The sequence below is a fragment of the Stenotrophomonas sp. ATCM1_4 genome (genome assembly GCF_004348115.1).
GTDB classification, from domain to species: Bacteria; Pseudomonadota; Gammaproteobacteria; order Xanthomonadales; family Xanthomonadaceae; genus Stenotrophomonas; species Stenotrophomonas capsici.
Window position 1 is genome coordinate 4,115,304 of the sequence record NZ_QPFB01000001.1, and the last position, 15,225, is coordinate 4,130,528.

Annotated in this window: 15 protein-coding genes; 8 read left to right on the forward strand and 7 right to left on the reverse strand. The window is 66.4% G+C overall.

What is annotated here, in order from left to right:
- From ATCM_RS18680 to ATCM_RS18700, 5 genes are all read right to left on the reverse strand, one after another.
- A partial coding sequence (locus ATCM_RS18680; protein ID WP_243694063.1) for a type VI secretion system Vgr family protein occupies positions 1-696 on the reverse strand: 696 nt, incomplete at its 3' end.
- 225 nt (positions 697-921) lie between these two features.
- The gene (locus tag ATCM_RS18685; RefSeq protein ID WP_132865965.1) at positions 922-3,330 is read right to left on the reverse strand and encodes a DUF2235 domain-containing protein; all 2,409 of its coding nucleotides are present in this window, start codon (positions 3,328-3,330) and stop codon (positions 922-924) included.
- Entirely contained in the window at positions 3,327-3,908 is a 582-nt protein-coding gene (locus ATCM_RS18690) for a DUF3304 domain-containing protein (RefSeq protein WP_225591987.1), read from the reverse strand. Before ATCM_RS18690 ends, ATCM_RS18685 begins: the two co-directional genes overlap by 4 nt.
- A 101-nt stretch (positions 3,909-4,009) precedes the next feature.
- Positions 4,010-4,957 (reverse strand): DUF4123 domain-containing protein, encoded by a 948-nt coding sequence (locus ATCM_RS18695; RefSeq protein ID WP_165931222.1) that lies wholly within the window; start codon positions 4,955-4,957, stop codon positions 4,010-4,012.
- 13 nt (positions 4,958-4,970) lie between these two features.
- A complete protein-coding gene (locus ATCM_RS18700) occupies positions 4,971-7,154 on the reverse strand; it encodes a type VI secretion system Vgr family protein (protein ID WP_132865968.1) in 2,184 nt (727 codons plus the stop codon).
- Between ATCM_RS18700 and ATCM_RS18705 the strand changes: the two genes are divergently transcribed.
- The 5 genes from ATCM_RS18705 to ATCM_RS18725 all read left to right on the forward strand — a co-directional run bounded on the left by ATCM_RS18705 (position 7,083) and on the right by ATCM_RS18725 (position 11,192).
- Complete coding sequence (locus ATCM_RS18705) at positions 7,083-7,406, forward strand: hypothetical protein (protein WP_165931084.1); 324 nt, start codon at positions 7,083-7,085, stop codon at positions 7,404-7,406. The two genes, ATCM_RS18700 and ATCM_RS18705, sit on opposite strands and share 72 nt — an antisense overlap.
- Positions 7,407-7,409: 3 nt before the next feature.
- Positions 7,410-9,032 carry a hypothetical protein gene (locus ATCM_RS18710; protein ID WP_132865970.1) on the forward strand — a complete coding sequence of 541 codons (1,623 nt, stop codon included), beginning with the start codon at positions 7,410-7,412 and terminating at the stop codon, positions 9,030-9,032.
- A gap of 115 nt (positions 9,033-9,147) precedes the next feature.
- Positions 9,148-10,032: a T6SS immunity protein Tli4 family protein gene (locus ATCM_RS18715; protein WP_132865971.1), complete on the forward strand. Its 885-nt coding sequence runs from the start codon at positions 9,148-9,150 to the stop codon at positions 10,030-10,032.
- 211 nt (positions 10,033-10,243) lie between these two features.
- Positions 10,244-10,660 carry a hypothetical protein gene (locus ATCM_RS18720; protein ID WP_132865972.1) on the forward strand — a complete coding sequence of 139 codons (417 nt, stop codon included), beginning with the start codon at positions 10,244-10,246 and terminating at the stop codon, positions 10,658-10,660.
- Positions 10,661-10,829: 169 nt separating this feature from the next.
- Complete coding sequence (locus ATCM_RS18725; protein ID WP_132865973.1) at positions 10,830-11,192, forward strand: roadblock/LC7 domain-containing protein; 363 nt, start codon at positions 10,830-10,832, stop codon at positions 11,190-11,192.
- Positions 11,193-11,320: 128 nt separating this feature from the next.
- On the opposite strand, the gene ATCM_RS18730 is transcribed toward ATCM_RS18725, so the two are convergent.
- Positions 11,321-11,608, reverse strand: a complete 288-nt coding sequence (locus ATCM_RS18730; RefSeq protein ID WP_132865974.1) for a hypothetical protein — start codon at positions 11,606-11,608, stop codon at positions 11,321-11,323.
- Positions 11,609-11,897: 289 nt separating this feature from the next.
- Between ATCM_RS18730 and ATCM_RS18735 the strand changes: the two genes are divergently transcribed.
- Complete coding sequence (locus ATCM_RS18735; protein WP_165931223.1) at positions 11,898-13,406, forward strand: EAL domain-containing protein; 1,509 nt, start codon at positions 11,898-11,900, stop codon at positions 13,404-13,406.
- 27 nt (positions 13,407-13,433) lie between these two features.
- Here the strand turns inward: ATCM_RS18735 and ATCM_RS18740 are convergent, their stop codons facing one another.
- On the reverse strand, positions 13,434-13,727 hold the full coding sequence (locus ATCM_RS18740) for a hypothetical protein (protein ID WP_132865976.1): 294 nt from the start codon (positions 13,725-13,727) through the stop codon (positions 13,434-13,436).
- 268 nt (positions 13,728-13,995) lie between these two features.
- Here ATCM_RS18740 and lexA point away from each other — a divergent pair, with 268 nt between their 5' ends.
- Positions 13,996-14,598 (forward strand): transcriptional repressor LexA, encoded by a 603-nt coding sequence (lexA, locus tag ATCM_RS18745; protein ID WP_132866243.1) that lies wholly within the window; start codon positions 13,996-13,998, stop codon positions 14,596-14,598.
- Between the two features lie 3 nt (positions 14,599-14,601).
- Positions 14,602-15,216, forward strand: a complete 615-nt coding sequence (gene imuA, locus ATCM_RS18750; RefSeq protein WP_165931224.1) for a translesion DNA synthesis-associated protein ImuA — start codon at positions 14,602-14,604, stop codon at positions 15,214-15,216.
- Positions 15,217-15,225 lie beyond the last annotated feature (9 nt).

Below are 15,225 nucleotides of genomic sequence, written 5' to 3' on the forward strand. Positions count from 1 at the left end.
CTGGATGCTGTCACTGGATTCGGTCGCATCGCTGCGGTGGAAGCGCACGCCTTCGGTGCTCGCCGCGCTCTCCGGCAGACGCACGCTGTCGGCAAAGATCTCCATGCCGTTGCCGCAGCGTGCCTGCGCATCGTCCTGCAGCCGCCAGCCCAGCCCTTCCTCGGCCAACAGGCGCTGCACGAAGTCCAGGTCGCTCTCGCGGTACTGCACGCAGTAGCTGCGCACCCGGCCACCGAGCAGCGCATCGCAGCCCTCGGCCCATTGCCAGCTGGCCAGGTCGCCGTGTGCCTGCAGCACCTCATCGACGATCTGGCGCACGCTCTTGTCCTGGAACACGCGGCTGTTGCGCGCATGCTGCAACCACCATGTCCACGAGGCCAGCGACAGCCGATAGCGCACCAGCCCGCCATCGCTGCCCAGCCGGCGCGCTTCGCAGACCAGCCCGCTGCGCTTCCACGCACCGCCCGCGGCGGTACGCGCAACCAGCCTCGCCGCCGAACCCAGCAGCGCCTCCAGGTCCACCGTCTCGTCGGTACAGAGCACATCCACGTCGGTGCGCGCATGCGCCCCCAACGCATCCCGCCCCCACCAACGCTCCACCACGCCCTCCCCAAGGAGGTCACTCTCCAGCCGGTACAGGCGCTGCGCGCTGTTCAACGCGGCGACCTGTGCCATCAGGTTCGTCAGCTGATCCATGCCAATCCCAGAAGTTGTGACAGCCCGCCCGACACGCAGCGGATAGCCGTGCATTCCCCCTTGCCGGCGAATCTATCAGAAAACAGGAACGTGACATTTCATGCCGAATTCAAATAAATGAATCGGCAAAGCTTCAAATCGGGCAACAACGCACAGTTCAGGCCATGACGACGCGAGGCCCACCGGGGCCTCGCGTCGTGTCGTCTGGCAGGACTACCGCAGTGATCAGAACCGCGGCATCCCGTTGGGGATCGCACGTTTGAGTCCGTCGATCACGGCGTCCTTGCCGGCATCAATCGCGTTGTCGACCGCGCGATCCACCGCGCGCGCCGCACCGTCCTTGATCTCCTCGGCCTTCTGGCGGACACCGTCAACACCTTCCTGCACCTTCTCCTTGGCCGCATCGATCGCGCGATCGCGCTGGTACTCCACTTCCTTCATCGGTTGCAGGAAGCGCTCGTGGTCGCGGTCCATGATGTGACGGTACTGGCCAACGCCGTTGGGTTCACGGCGCGTGCCCGATCCCACCACGTTCTTCACGACCCAGCCTTCCATGCCCATGTTGTCACGCAGGTCCTTGGCATCCGAATCGCGCATCAACGGCACATTCCCTGCACTGTTCTCGTCCTCGACGTCCACGTCCTTGCTGTTGGCGGCCAGCACCTGCTGCTCGAACCGGTTCAGCTCATAGGACAGCGCCCGCATGTACTCGCGGCCGGCCTCGTCGTGCTTGCGCAGGTCGCTGTACTGTTTTGCCAGTGCCAGGTGGTGCTCCCGCAGCGCGTTGCGCTTGCGGATCTCGTTGATGAAGATCGCCTTGTCGATGCGCGTGATCGGCCCAAGCATCCAGAAGCCCGCGTGCGAGTCATGCACGTAGTCGTCGAAGAAGCGGTCGACGTCGGCAGGAATCGGTGCCGTCGCATCCACTGCGCTGACCACGTCCTTCTGCACCTGCGAGGGCGAGGCCGACAGATTGATCTGGACCCCCGCCAGGCCGATGGGCACCGTCACCGTCCTGGGCTTGTGGGCATCGCGGGCACGCTGCAGGTCAACCTGCCAGTCCTTGTTTCCCTCTTCCAGGTCCGCCTTGTCCTGCGCGCTGGCCGCGGACCAGCTCTTGAGCGTCTTCAGCGCGGCGTCGCTGGTGTACTTCCCGCGCCAACGCCAGTAGTGCTGCATCTGCGTCTGCATGCGCCCTTCCATATGGCCGCGCTTGCTGCCGCTGACGTTCTCGCCCTTCTCGTTGGTCGGCGTCCATTGAAGGTAGGCCGAGAACGCACTTTGCAGCGCCGGCTCGATCTTGAAGTCGCTGTTGATATTGGCAGGCAGCTCATTGAGCGGAAGCAGCTTCACGCCGCCGTTGACGCCTTCGAAATACATGTCGCTCAGCGGGATCTGCGAGAGCATGTCACTGCGCCCCGCACGTCCCTTGCCCTGGTCGCCGGGGGCATAGCCACCACCGATATCCGAGTGCACGCCGGGGTAGACGAACTCCTTGGCCGGTGACGGCCAATCCCCGCCCATGCGCAACGTCGACAACGGGAACGAACGCCGGATCTCATGCCCGGCGCAGTAATGCACGGTCTGCTCGACGCCGGCCGGAATGCCCATGCTGCCGTTGGCCCAATCGAGGAAACCGCCGCCCACCGGCGAGGAATCGGCCAGCAGCACCGACGCCACGGTGTCGTACAGCCCCAGGAAGCGGATGTTCAACTCTGCCGGCCCCACCTTCCCCTTCGTGGCCAGCTTCACCCAGTTCGAGAACGTGCGTGCCTCCGCGGCGCCGCGCGAAAAACCGAACACCGTCAGGTGGACGCGGGTGATGTTCGGCCGCTTCTCCTTCACCTTCGCCAGCAGGCGTTTGTCGATGTCCTCGAATATCTGGATCATCTTGGCGTTGCCGCCGCGATACAGGGTCTTCAAGCCCCTCCAGATCTCGGTGACCAGGACCTTGGCTTCGTCCGCCGGCACCAGGTCGGTGCCGGTGACCGAACGCGAAACCGCGTTGTACAGCATGATCATCGCGTAGTGGATGCGTGCCTCACCACCGCGGGCCATGCTCTTTCCCTTGCTGTCCTCCCCCGTTTCGTCGATCTCGGGGAACGGCGTGCCCACTCCGGGCAGGTAGAACTTGAAGTACTCCACGTCATCGGACTTGTGCGCGTCGTACAGCGTGACCACGTTTGAATGGCCCGCACTGCCGCGGTCGCGCAGCATGTTGTTGTTGGTGCCATCGAAGAACACCCCGACATGCAGCTCGCGCATGCAGTCCAGGCCGTCGGCCTTGCCCAGGTCGGCCTTTCCGGCCCGCCCGGACAGCTCCTGCGCGCTGGGCTTGCGACTTGCGCGCGGGAAGTCCTTCGGCATCTGCATGGTGGCATTTGCCTTCGCCCCGTACTTGTCGTTGTCCCAGCTGTCGCCCGGCGGTGCGCTGCCCAGGCGTTCATAGCTGGGCTTCCAGTCACGCAACAGGAAGGGCTTCTCCTTGGTGGGGCGGAAGTACAGCAACTGGTCGCCGTTGGGCAGCAACAAGGCCGTTCCAGTGACATGCTTCGCATCGGCGAAGAACCACGCCTCCGTCGAACCGTCGCCACGACGATCAACCGCCCACCAGCCTGCCTCGAACTTGCTCATTTGGTTTCTCCCTGCGGGGCAGCCGGTACGGGCGGCACACCTGCGTCCTCAACGTCCGATCGCGTCGACCAGCCTGGCGGTGCTTCCGGATAGGGCGGCCCCTTGTAACCTTCCGCGCGCGGCGAACCGTTGAAGATCACGATCCGCACCTCGTCATTCGGCAGGAAATGCACATTCATCGAACCGGGCACGTCATAAGGCTCGATCGGAACCTCCGCCTCATGCCAGGTCTGGGTCGGGTCACCATCGGACTTGCCGCTGCTGGTCGCCCACTTGACCTTGGCGGTCAGCCCGGGATGCCATTTCCTCGGGTAGAGGATGCAGCACACCGAGCCACCACCGGAGTAAGCGTTGATGCTGACGCCGCCGTGGTTGTTCACGTAGAACGGCGTGATGGCCTGATCGGTGGAGTTGTATCCGTCGATGCTGCCCATGGCCGTGTCGTCCTGACCGGACTTTGCCCCGCAGGCGCTCACCAGCGAGAGCAGGCAAACGCCGAGAAGTACCTGCCAGTGCCGCCTCATCGTACGTGCCAATGGTTTGCGGCGTTCATGGAAATACGGAAGGGCAGGCTTCATTCGGTCCATCCTTGCGGGCGTCCTGCGCCCGCCGTGGTCATGCCTGCGGTCATCAACGGACCGCTGCGATGTGGTGGCGTCCTGCTGCAATGCCGTGCCCCTCATGGCAGCACCCCGCGTTCTTCCTCCGGGCGGCGGTACTCCAGCCGTTCCCAGACCGCATTGCCCCACAGCGGCATCTTGTCGACCAGCAGGAACTCCCCCGCTCGCACGCCTTCCCAGGTGGAGTGCAGTTCCGGCAGGGTGTGGAAGTCTTCCCCGCAGCTGAGGCTGAGCACCACGAACTGCAGGCGGCTCTTGAGATCCTGCACGTTGAAGCGGGACGCCGTCTGCAGGATCTGGGTGATCCGGGCATGGAAGTCGCCGCGCACGCGTGCCTCCGGCACCAGGCTGGGGGTCTGTTCGCACAACATCATGAAGATCGCATCGGGCTCGGCGGCGGCGCGCAGCGCACGGAACTGGGCCACGGACAGGTGCAGGTGCTCGTGTGTATCGGCGACCGCCCCGCCCGGCGCTCCACGCCACTGCACGTACTGTCCGTTGCGGTCCACCCAACCCCATTGCGCGACACATCCGCTCACGCGCGCAACCTGCGTGGCGGACAACTCGGCCAGCAACACTGGCAGCACGCGCGTATCAGCGAACCGGCAGTGGATGGGCTGCCCGCGTTCGGCGACGCGCGCCATGCCCAGATAGGCGCACAACCGCTGCAACTGCCCAACATCGGCATTGCTGTACAACCAGCTCAGCGCCGGCGCGGGCATTGCGAGCTCAAGCAATTGCAGGACCTGCGCGGTGCGGTGCACCTCACTGCCGGCAAGGGAGAGCAGCAGCACGCCCACGTCGCCGTAGGCATCCAGCTCCGAGCCCGCATAGGCCGCCGTGACCTGCATGCCATGCCGGGCGCAGACCGCCTGCACCCGCCCGGCATCGACCAGGGCAGCATCCAGCAACGCCCAACAGGCAAGATCGCCGTCACCGGCGATGGCGGCCGCCAACGCGGGCAACGCGGCCGAAGGCAGTGCATTGTTTGCATGACAGGAGGACAACGTCGCTTCCTCCTTACTGCAATGCCGCGAATGGCGCACCGGACGCGGCGGCCTTCAGCATGCACTCCACGCAGATGGACTTCGGGAACAGCGGCAACGGATAGTCGCCCTGCACCGGGCCCACGAAGGACTTCTTCTTGGCATGCACGGTGATCTTTCCCGGGCAGTTGAAGCTGATGTTGCCGCCCTCGATCGTCACGCTCGCACCACCGGCGGTGGCGATGTGGATCGTCTTGCCGGCCGCCAGCTCCACCACGCCCTGCGCACTGGCCGCGCGCAGCGCCTGCCGTGACTGGATCTGCACCTTGTCGTTCTGCGCCTGCACGTCCAGCTCGCCGGCACCGGTGACCACGCTCAGCGCGTTGCCTTCCTTCACGCCGCCGTCGACCGCGGCCGCCAGCATCCCGACCGCCTGCCCGGCATGCAGCCGCGCATCCCCCATCACCGTGGTGTCGCTGTGCTCGCCGCTGGCCAGCAGCAGCCCTTCACCGGCCGTCCAGTGCAGCGCCTGCCCGGCCACCTGGGCGATGCCCGCCGGCGCGGCCAGGCCCAGCAGCGGATCACCGCTGTGCGGCACCCGCCCTTGGCCGGGTTGCGCCTGCCGCTCGCCAGCCTCGCTTCGGGCCTCGCTGTAGCTGTCGCCACGTACCGTGGTGTTGACGCTGTCCTGCAGCGCCGCCAGCGGCGCCTTGTCGGCGATCAGCTGCGAGCGCGCCTTGCCACGCGCACCTTCCTGCAGCGCCAACGGGCTGGTCAGGTGGGTCCGTGCCGCCTCGCTGAAGCGCTGGCCCAGCTGGTTCACCTGCTTGAGCAGGGCTGACGGCTGCACCGCCTCGCCCACCGGCTGTGCTCCGTCATGCGCATACGCACTGAACCAGCTGCCCGCCGTCGCACGCACCGCGCCCCAGCCGTCGGTGCGCAGCTCGAAGCCGGTGCCGCGCAGGCTGCCCAGGAAGTTGTCCGACTGGTGGCGCAGGTGGCCCAGCGTCAGCTGCGAGGTCTGCTGGCTGCTGGCCAGCTGCACCCGCAGCTGCTGGTCCGAGTCATCGAACAGCAGATGATTGCTGCCTTGCCCGCCGTCCCATTCGCGTGAGCGGATACCCCACACCGCACCGGCGTGCCGGTGCGCATCGTCACCCCCGCCGGCGGCATGCCAGGCCGGGGCGTGGCCACCGCTCAGGTTGCCCTGCGCACTGCTGCGCTGGTCGCCGGCCTGCCCGTAGATCGCGCGATCCGTCTCGCCCTCGGCCCCGGCCGGGGTCGGCGCCACGCCCGCTTCGCCGCGGCCGTTGTACAGCGCGCCCAGCACGATGGGCCGGTCGATGTCGCCTTCCAAGAACCCCACCACCACTTCCTGGCCGATGCGCGGCAGGAACTGGCTGCCCACGCCCGGCCCGGCGTAGCGCTGGGCCACCCGCAGCCAGGTGGTATCGCCCTGCGCATCCTGGAAATGGAAACGCACGCGTATCCGCCCCAAGCTGTCGGCATGGACGTCCTGCCCACCACCGTCGTGGCCGGCCACCACGATGGCGGTCTGGTAGCCCGGTGCGGTCGGCCGGGGGTTCAGGCGCGCACCGGTGGCATCGTGCAACCGTGGCCGCCAGGGCTGCGTCCGCTCCACGGCGGTGAAGGTATTGCCGTAGCCCACTTTCTCGGCCTGCTGCCATGCGGTCGTGGCACCACCCTCCATGGGCAATCCACCCAGCGTCGTCTCCACGCTCCTGCGCAGGTCGGTCGGCAGGTTGTTGATGCCGGTGTGCTCCACCTCGACCAGCAACAGCTCCGGCGGTTCAGCAAACGGCGCCTGCTGCACCCGCACCCAGGTGCCGGACTGCAGCCCACGCACGCTGCCCTGCCCGTGCCAGCACCGGCTGTGGGCTTCCAGCACCTGCGCCTGCAACTGCGCGTAATGATCGGCCGTGGCGCCATCGGCGAAGGCATAGGCACCGGCCGGGTCGTAGTGCTCGCGCTGGGACTGCGTGCCACCGCCGTCCACCGGCAACTGCCGCGCGATGCTGCTCACCCGGCGGTAGTCATCGCTGAGCACGCTCACGCGCGTGCTGGTCAGCTGCCGCTGCCGGCCCAACAACTGGATGCTGTCACTGGATTCGGTCGCATCGCTGCGGTGGAAGCGCACGCCTTCGCGATCGAGGGCGGCAACATCAGCTTCAACTGCCCGGGAAAGATCACCGTGCATGCGAGCAGGAAGCGGTTCGTGGGGCCGACGCACCTGTCCACCGAAATGAACAGCTGGCCCAACGCGCAGTTTGACGATCTCTATGTCGTGCGCCATCGCGCGACCGGGGAGCCCATGGCCAATACGCGCGTGGAGATCACCCGCAGTGACGGTGGGCGCAGCGAGCTGGTCACCGATGCGCAGGGACGCCTGCCGCGGCAACGCGGGCAGGGCATCGATGAAGTGGTCATCAAGATCCTGGGGAAGGCGTGACGCATGGATGAGAAAGACGAAGTACTGCTGCCGACCGGCGACTGGGATGCCGACGGACGCCCGGTCGCGCGCGCGCGCCTGACCGCGTTGAAGGACCAGCGCGAAAAAGTGGTCGAGGCCGACACCGATGCGGTGATCCCGGTGATCTTCGTGCCCGGCATCATGGGGACCAACCTGAAGTCCACGATCACCGGTGACCCGGTGTGGCGGCCGCCCAATACCGACGGCGTGGGCGCGATCCTGGGGGCGCTGGGGCAGATGGTCGTATTCCTGTTCCGGGGCGCGGCTACGCGGCAGCGCTTGTTGAACCCGTTGACGTCCGAGGTGGACGAGCGCGGTTCCCTGGATGCGGAGGGCACCATCCCCGAGGCGCTGGCGCGTGAACGCGGATGGGGCTCGCTGATGCGCTCGGCCTACAACCCGGTGATGGCCGAGATGCATCGCAAGCTCAACGACCTGATGTCCGCCGGCAAGCTGCAGCCGTGGTGGAGCGGCGATGGGGTACGCGCGCCGGCTGAGTATGGCGAGCAGAACGGGATGAGCGCGGCATTGACGCCGGAGCAGTGCAAGAAAGCCGCGCACTATCGCTTCGAGGTCTGGTCCGGCGGCTACAACTGGCTGCAGAGCAATCGCCTGTCTGCCCGCGACATGATCGCCCGCATCGACCAGGTGATCCTGCCGTACTACGCCAAGCGCGGTGTCCGTGCCAAGAAGGTGGTGCTGGTGACGCACTCGATGGGCGGGTTGGTATCGCGTGCGATTTCGCGGCTGGAGAACTACGCCAACCTGCTGGGGATCTCGCATGGCGTGATGCCGGCGACCGGCGCCGCCGCGACCTATCACCATTGCCGCGCGGGCTATACCGGCGTCTCCAGCATCATCCTGGGCCGCAATGCGGGGGAAGTGATCGCGATCCTGGCGCAGGCGCCGGGTGGCCTGGAACTGCTGCCGGCCGCCGACTACAACCAGGGCAAGCCATGGTTGCAGCTGGGCGACAACGGGACGCGGATCCCGTTCAACGGTGACCCGTACAAGGAGATCTACCTCAACACGAAATGGTACGGGCTGGTCCCGGAGGGCAATACCGAGCTGCTCGACCCTTCCGCGCCGACCGCGGAAGCGGCGTCGGCACGCGAGGAGGAGGATGGCCCGACGTTGTCGGCGCGCACCTCGTTCCAGATCAACATCGAAGGCGTGCAGTTCTTCCACAAGGACATCAGCCGCAAGTACCACGCGCCCAGTTACGTGCACTACGGCGACGATGCAAAGCAGCTGAGCTGGGGGGAGTTGCATTGGAGCGGGGGCAGCATGATGAGTGCCGACGGCATGGAGACGGTGTCGGACAACCGCAACGGGAAGGTCAAGCTCAAGGGTCCAGGCGGTCAGATCAAACTGGAGATCGCCGACCCGGCGGACCCCGGTGACGGCACGGTGCCGGCCTGTTCAGGTGCCGCCCCGAAAATCGATGTGCTGGCGTGTTTCCGGCAAGGCAGTCTCGGTACCGGCGAGTACGCGAAAAGGGGAAAGAAGGGCTATGACCACCAAGGCAGCTACAACGACGAACGCACGCGATGGGCAACCCTGTACGCCGCAGTGCGATTGGCGCAGGGCGCGGACTGGGCCTGAGCGGGTGACGATGGCCTCGGGATGGCCGGCATTGCGCGTCCTGCTGGCGTTGACGGTATTGGCCCTTGGCGCCGCGGGTGTTGCCTGTGCGGCGCCGCTACAACGGGAAAGCGATATGAAGACATTGTGCGTTGGACGATTCCTGCTGGATGTCCCGGCCGGTACCACGGTCAACCCTGGCTACGTGTATGCGAAGAAGAAGGTGGAGACCGCCACCGGCGTTTCGACCGAACGGTTCCGGCAGCAGGTTGCCGCGCGCGAGGCTGCGTTGGCGGCCGCGTCGCATCGGCTGGGTGGCAGCATGTCGGTGAGCCAGACCCGCATCGACGAGGATGCGGTGCTGCTGACCTCCTGGGTGAGCGACACCAGCAAGGCCGGCCATCGGCAGGAACTGTATGTGCTGGACCGTGCGCATGGCGTGCGCTACCTGGTCAGCGGCGAGACCGATGCGGCCAAACTGCCGGCCGCCATCGAGAACTATCGCGCCCTGCGCCCGCGCATCAGTTACCGCGATCCCGCCACCATCCCGACCGCCGCCGGGTTCTGCATCGACTCGGGCTTCATCGCGGGCAACCGCATCAACAGCGAGGAGATGACCATCGGCCTGCGTCCACGCGCTTATCCGGGCGCCCGGATGACGCTGATGTCGTACGTGACCGGGCGGCCGGACCGCCCGCTGTTGCAGCGTAGTAGCGACCTGCCACCCGAGTACGCCGCCGCCCAGGCGAAGATGCGCAACCTGCGCCGTGGTGAGCGCGACGTGGGGCCGATCCAGGGGCAGGAGATCCTTGCCCATGCCGAGGAAGGTGGCAAACGCATGTACGCGTTCCTGTGGGAATCACAGGGGCGCGCGGAGTCGTTGCAGTTCCCGTTCCTCTCGCTGCAGTTGTTGACCGAGGAACAGGCTGCACCGGCCGCCGCCTTTGGCAACGATGCCGAGGCACTGGCGGCCTGGGACCAGGTGCTGGGCAGCCTGCGGTTGCGCCCGGGCGCGATCTGACGCGGCTGCCGCGACCGGGCTGCATCGCCGCCATCTGTCCTATCGATTGATGGCGTCGATCATGCCGGTACTGCGGGCATCACCCTTGCAATGGCGGCGACGATGGCGGGTGTTCGTGGGGAGCACGCCCCCTGATTTGTGATCTGCGTGGACAGTTCTCTTCACATTCCGTTTGCTAGATTTGCCTCGGGGAAACCAGCCAGATCACGGGATGTTCAAGTACGCGGTACGAGTGGATGCCAGCCAGGGAAAAGTGAAGGTGGCGCTGGTTGACTGGCCGGAAGTTTCCGTTGCCGCCCGCCGTGATCCGCTCATCGAGCTCAAGGGTGCGCTGTTGGCCGAGATCGCCCGCTGCGTGCGCTCCAAGCTGCCCATCCGCGTTCCCAAGGCCCGGCCTTCGCCTTCCTTCTTCGTGCGGCTCTCGCCCGGCGAGGCCCTCAAGGTGATGGTCATCAACGAGATGTTTGCCAGCGGGCGCGATTTCAGGGCGGCGGCCGCCAGCCTGGACCTGCCCGAACGCGTCATCAAGCAGGCATTGGACCTGGGCCAGCCCACGGATGTCGAACTGCTCAACCGCATCCTGGCCGTGGTGGGCAAGCGCCTGCTGGCCTATACCGTCGCCTGTTGAGGCATTGCCATCGCCGTTGTGTGTGATCGAAAGAGAACATGCGCGACGATTTGCGATCACCTGTGAGTGAAGCCCGTTCCCCTGCGCTCCTAGACTCCGCCCCAATCGCTTGCGCGGCCGGCCTGCCGGCGTGCGAGCGGGTCACCATGGAGTCGAAAAGGATCAAGCGATGGCTGGAAACGTGAAGCTGGACAAGTTGAGCGAGTTGGAGGGTTTTGTGGGTGCTGCGCTGGTGGACAGCGGCAGTGGCATGGCCCTGGGCCTGCTCGGGGGCGGTTCGTTGAACATGGAGATCGCCGCTGCCGGCAACGCCGAAGTGGTGCGCGCCAAGCGTCGTGCCGCTGCTTCGCTGGGGCTGACCGACACCATTGACGATGTCCTGATCACCCTGGCCAAGCAGTACCACCTGCTGCGCCCGCTGGAGAGCAACCAGGACCTGTTCCTGTACGTGGTACTGGACCGCTCCCGCGCCAACCTGGCGCTGGCACGCCACGCGCTGAAGTCGTTCGAACAGACGCTCGACTTCAAGTAAGCAAGGCGTGTCACCGACCGCTTTGGGCGGTCACCTGCAGCGCTCGTCCTGGGGACTGCTGCAGACCACGCCAGGCAGCGGCTTGCTGCCTGGCGACCGCCACGGCCCGGTTCCCCGGGCCGTTTTCGTCAGGGCAGGCGCCGGGACGGAGTGAGCCACCCGGGGGCTGTTCGCAGGATCCGCTCACACTGCTCAATGGCCCCGACATGGCTTTGGACCCGGTGGAGCAGGGCATCAACCGATGCGGCCACGGCCTCCGCATCGGGCAACCCGTCGGCGGCCGACAGCACCCGGCCGGCCAGCAGGCCGACCCGCTGAAGGTGGAAAGACCGTTCGGCGTGTGACATGCCATAGGCATGGGCGATCAGCTCGGAGGCCGAGTCCTCAAGCGCTGCGCGCAGCTCTGCAAATCCCATCACAGCCCCCTGAATCTGCAACGGATGTCACGGTTTTGGCCAGTATGCGCCTGACGGCAGGCCAGGCGTCAAGGGGCTTTTACGGCCAGTTGCCGGAGGCCTGGCGGACGTAGCGTCGATGGGTCGCCGGCCAGGCCCGGGGCTGAAACGGCCCTTCCCCCATGGCGGTGAATGGCGGGTGTATCGTAATGACGGTTTGCCCAAGGGAAAGGGCATGCCGACATTGCGAGGGTGCATGAGAAAACGATCGGTAATGTTCAGCGCAGTGCTTCTGGCAATCACCGCAGGCATGCTCCCCCTGCTTGGCGTGTCGAAGCTGCTGCAGGCGCAGTCACTGAGGGCGCAGGAACAATACGTTGGCAATGCAGCTGCCTGGACCGCATCACGCGTGGAACGCACGCTGGATGATGCCAGGCAGGCGTTGTCGCGTGCGCAGCGCATCGACCGGACCGACTGTTCGCTCGCGCACCGCAAGATGATGGGGCAGGTGGCCGCGGACTCGCGCAGTATCGAGGACGTGGGCTTCTTCAGGAACTCGGAACTGGTCTGCTCGCGGCTGGGCAGCATCGATCCGCCAGTGCCGGCGCATCCGTCCGACCTTGATATCGGCGGCGGCAACTGGCTGTCCTATGCCGAGCGTCCGGTCCTGTTCAAGGGCAGCCCGCGCGTCGAGATCCGGCGCGGGGACTATGGCGTGCTCATCACGCCGGGGCGGCTCACCGACGTGGTCGCGGACAAGGGCACGGTGTACGGGGTGGCCAGCCGCCAGGGGCGCGTGCTGGAATCCTCCACGCAGGTTGACCCGCAGCTCGTGCAGGCGCTGCTGGTCGGAGGCCATTCGCCGCGCGCCGACCAGTTCGTCTTTGCCGCGCGCCCGGTTTCGGGCCTGGTCGCGTTCGCGCTTGTCGAGAAGGGTGCGCATGAAGCGTCGCTGCTGCTGGACTGGCGCTACACCGTGCTCATCGGTGGCGTCATCTCGGCCATGCTGTTGGGCCTGATCTTGTGCGTGTGGCGGCAGCAGCCGTCGCCAGAGAAAGCCCTGAAGCGGGCGATCAGGAACCGCGAACTGGTGGTGCATTACCAGCCGATCATGGATCTTACGACCGGCCGTTGCCGGGGGGCCGAGGCGCTCGTGCGCTGGCCGCAGCCGGATGGCCGGATCGCCTTGCCCGGCGAGTTCCTGCCCCTGGCCGAAGCCAAGGGCCTGACTTCGGCGCTGACGGAACTGGTGATCGAAACCGCGCTGGAGGAAATGGGCGCCTTCTTCCGTGCACATGGCGAGCTGCATGTCAGCCTCAACATCCCCGCCGATGACATGGAGACGGCGTGCTTCCTGCCCCGGCTTTCCCAGGCGGTGAGCCGGGCAGGCGTGGACCCATCGCAGGTCTGGCTGGAGATCACCGAGCACGGTTTCATGAATGCCTCCGCTGCCGCGGTGGCGATCCGGAAGGTGCGCGCCGCGGGCCACCGCGTGGTGATCGACGATTTCGGTACTGGCTATTCAAGCCTGTCGCTGCTTGAGGGGCTGTCGCTGGATGCGCTGAAGATCGACAAGTCCTTCGTCAAGGCCATCGACCAGGAGGCCGCCCAGAGCATCGTGGTCAACCACATCATCAGCATGGCACACCAGTTGAATCTGGCGATGGTGGCCGAAGGCGTGGAGACCGAGGCGCAGGCGCGTTACCTCATGGAAGCCGGCGTCCAGTACGCGCAGGGCTGGTTGTATGCCAAGGCGTTGCCTGCCGATGCCTTCAAGGCCTTCGTCCAGGGCCGGCAGGGTGGAACGGTGGATGGGTAACGCAGCGGCGGCGCAACGATGCGGTGATCAATCGCGGCAGGTGTGCCGGTTGCCGAGGTAATGGCGCGCGGTGCGCTCGCGGATGTTCTCGCACTGCTCCACGGCGTTGACCATGCTGTTGGCGCGGTGGATGGTGCCGTCCAGCGCGCACAGGATCTTGACCTCATCGGCCCGTCCCTGCACCACCTGGGCAATCTGGCCGGCGATCAGGCAGAGCTCGCGCATCATGTGCTTGCGTTCGCCATCGCGCAGGGCGAAGGCGTAGACGACGATTTCCTGGGCCAGGCTGTCAAAACTGGCCTGTAGGTTTTCGTAACTCATAAAGCATCCAACGCCGTGGCTGCCTGTCAGAAGTTAGGAATGTTCCCGTCGGGATGGCCCTTACACAATGCGGGTTAGGCCCGACGCCCTGTAAGTTTATTCCTACAGATGCTGCAGTCTGGTTTCCGGCAGATAGCGTTGATGGGGCCATGGACAGTGGCGCGCGTGAGGTGAATGGGCGCGGGGAGACCGCTTGCCGGCGACGTGCCTGTCAGGTTTTGCAATCCGTTATTGGCAGTTGAATGTCTTTGGTGTACATATGTACACCATGTCAGAATTGTCCTCCCAACGTGCAGCGGTACTGGCCTTCCTGCGCGAGCGGGTGGGCCAGGGCGCGCCGCCCAGCCTGGCCGAGATCGCGGCCCATTGCGGGTTTGCCTCGCGCAACGCCGCGCAGAAGCATGTGCAGGCGCTGGCCGAGGCCGGGCTGATCGAGCTGCGCAGCGGGCAGAAGCGGGGCATCCGCATCCCCGGGGCCGAGCCGCAGGCCGTGCTGGACCTGCCGGTGCTGGGCCGGGTGGCGGCCGGTCGGCCGATCGGGCCGGACATCGGCCTGGAGCGGCAACTGCGGCTGGACCGCGGCCTGTTCGCGCGGCGCCCGGACTACCTGCTGCAGGTGCAGGGCGATTCGATGATCGACGACGGCATCCTGGACGGTGACCTGGTGGGCGTGCAGCGCAGCGGCGAGGCACGCAACGGCCAGATCGTGGTGGCGCGCCTGGACGATGAAATCACCATCAAGCGGCTGGAGCGGGGGCGCGACGGGATCCGCCTGTTGCCGCGCAACCCGGCACATGCGCCGATCGTGGTGGCGGCCGACGCCGACTTCGCCATCGAAGGCATCTACTGCGGCCTGATCAGGCAGGGTTGAACAATGGGCGAAGTACTGGCCCTGGACGAGCTGATGGCGGCACGCACGGTATGGCGGGCCAGCCGTGGCAGTGCGCTCAACCATGAGGGCGAGGCCACCGGCCACGCCCCGCTGGACGCGGTGTTGCCCACCGGTGGCTGGCCGCGCAAGGCACTGACGGAACTGCTGCTGCCAGCCGATGGCGTGGGCGAGATCGCGTTGCTGCTGCCGACGCTGGCGCGGATGACGCAGGCCGGCAACCGGGTGGTGCTGGTGGCGCCTCCGTACATTCCTTATGCGCCGGCATGGCAGTCCGGCGGCGTGGCGCTGGCCGGGCTGGAGGTGGTGGAAGCCGAGCCGCGTGATGCGCTGTGGGCGTTCGAGCAATGCCTGCGCAGCGGTGCCTGTGCGGCGGTGCTGGGCTGGCCCAAAACTGCCGATGCGCGGGCGATGCGACGCCTGCAGGTGGCGGCCGACAGCGGCGATTGCTGTGGTTTTGCATTGCGTGATCGACGCCATGCGGTGAATGCCTCGCCGGCCGCGCTGCGGCTGGAATACCTGCCGGCGCAGGATGCCTGGCAGGTGCGCAAATGCCGCGGCGGACAGGTGCCGTCGCAGCCCCTGCGACTGGTGCAGTGAGCGCACGCC

What these genes read in the sequence shown, in the direction of transcription:
- ATCM_RS18685 (WP_132865965.1), bottom strand. Translation starts at nt 3,330, where the DNA reads ATGAGCAAGTTCGAGGCAGGCTGGTGGGCGGTTGATCGTCGTGGCGAC.
- ATCM_RS18690 (WP_225591987.1), bottom strand. Translation starts at nt 3,908, where the DNA reads ATGAAGCCTGCCCTTCCGTATTTCCATGAACGCCGCAAACCATTGGCA.
- ATCM_RS18700 (WP_132865968.1), bottom strand. Translation starts at nt 7,154, where the DNA reads ATGCACGGTGATCTTTCCCGGGCAGTTGAAGCTGATGTTGCCGCCCTC.
- ATCM_RS18710 (WP_132865970.1), top strand. Translation starts at nt 7,410, where the DNA reads ATGGATGAGAAAGACGAAGTACTGCTGCCGACCGGCGACTGGGATGCC.
- ATCM_RS18715 (WP_132865971.1), top strand. Translation starts at nt 9,148, where the DNA reads ATGAAGACATTGTGCGTTGGACGATTCCTGCTGGATGTCCCGGCCGGT.
- ATCM_RS18720 (WP_132865972.1), top strand. Translation starts at nt 10,244, where the DNA reads ATGTTCAAGTACGCGGTACGAGTGGATGCCAGCCAGGGAAAAGTGAAG.
- ATCM_RS18725 (WP_132865973.1), top strand. Translation starts at nt 10,830, where the DNA reads ATGGCTGGAAACGTGAAGCTGGACAAGTTGAGCGAGTTGGAGGGTTTT.
- ATCM_RS18730 (WP_132865974.1), bottom strand. Translation starts at nt 11,608, where the DNA reads ATGGGATTTGCAGAGCTGCGCGCAGCGCTTGAGGACTCGGCCTCCGAG.
- ATCM_RS18735 (WP_165931223.1), top strand. Translation starts at nt 11,898, where the DNA reads ATGCTCCCCCTGCTTGGCGTGTCGAAGCTGCTGCAGGCGCAGTCACTG.
- ATCM_RS18740 (WP_132865976.1), bottom strand. Translation starts at nt 13,727, where the DNA reads ATGAGTTACGAAAACCTACAGGCCAGTTTTGACAGCCTGGCCCAGGAA.
- lexA (WP_132866243.1), top strand. Translation starts at nt 13,996, where the DNA reads ATGTCAGAATTGTCCTCCCAACGTGCAGCGGTACTGGCCTTCCTGCGC.
- imuA (WP_165931224.1), top strand. Translation starts at nt 14,602, where the DNA reads ATGGGCGAAGTACTGGCCCTGGACGAGCTGATGGCGGCACGCACGGTA.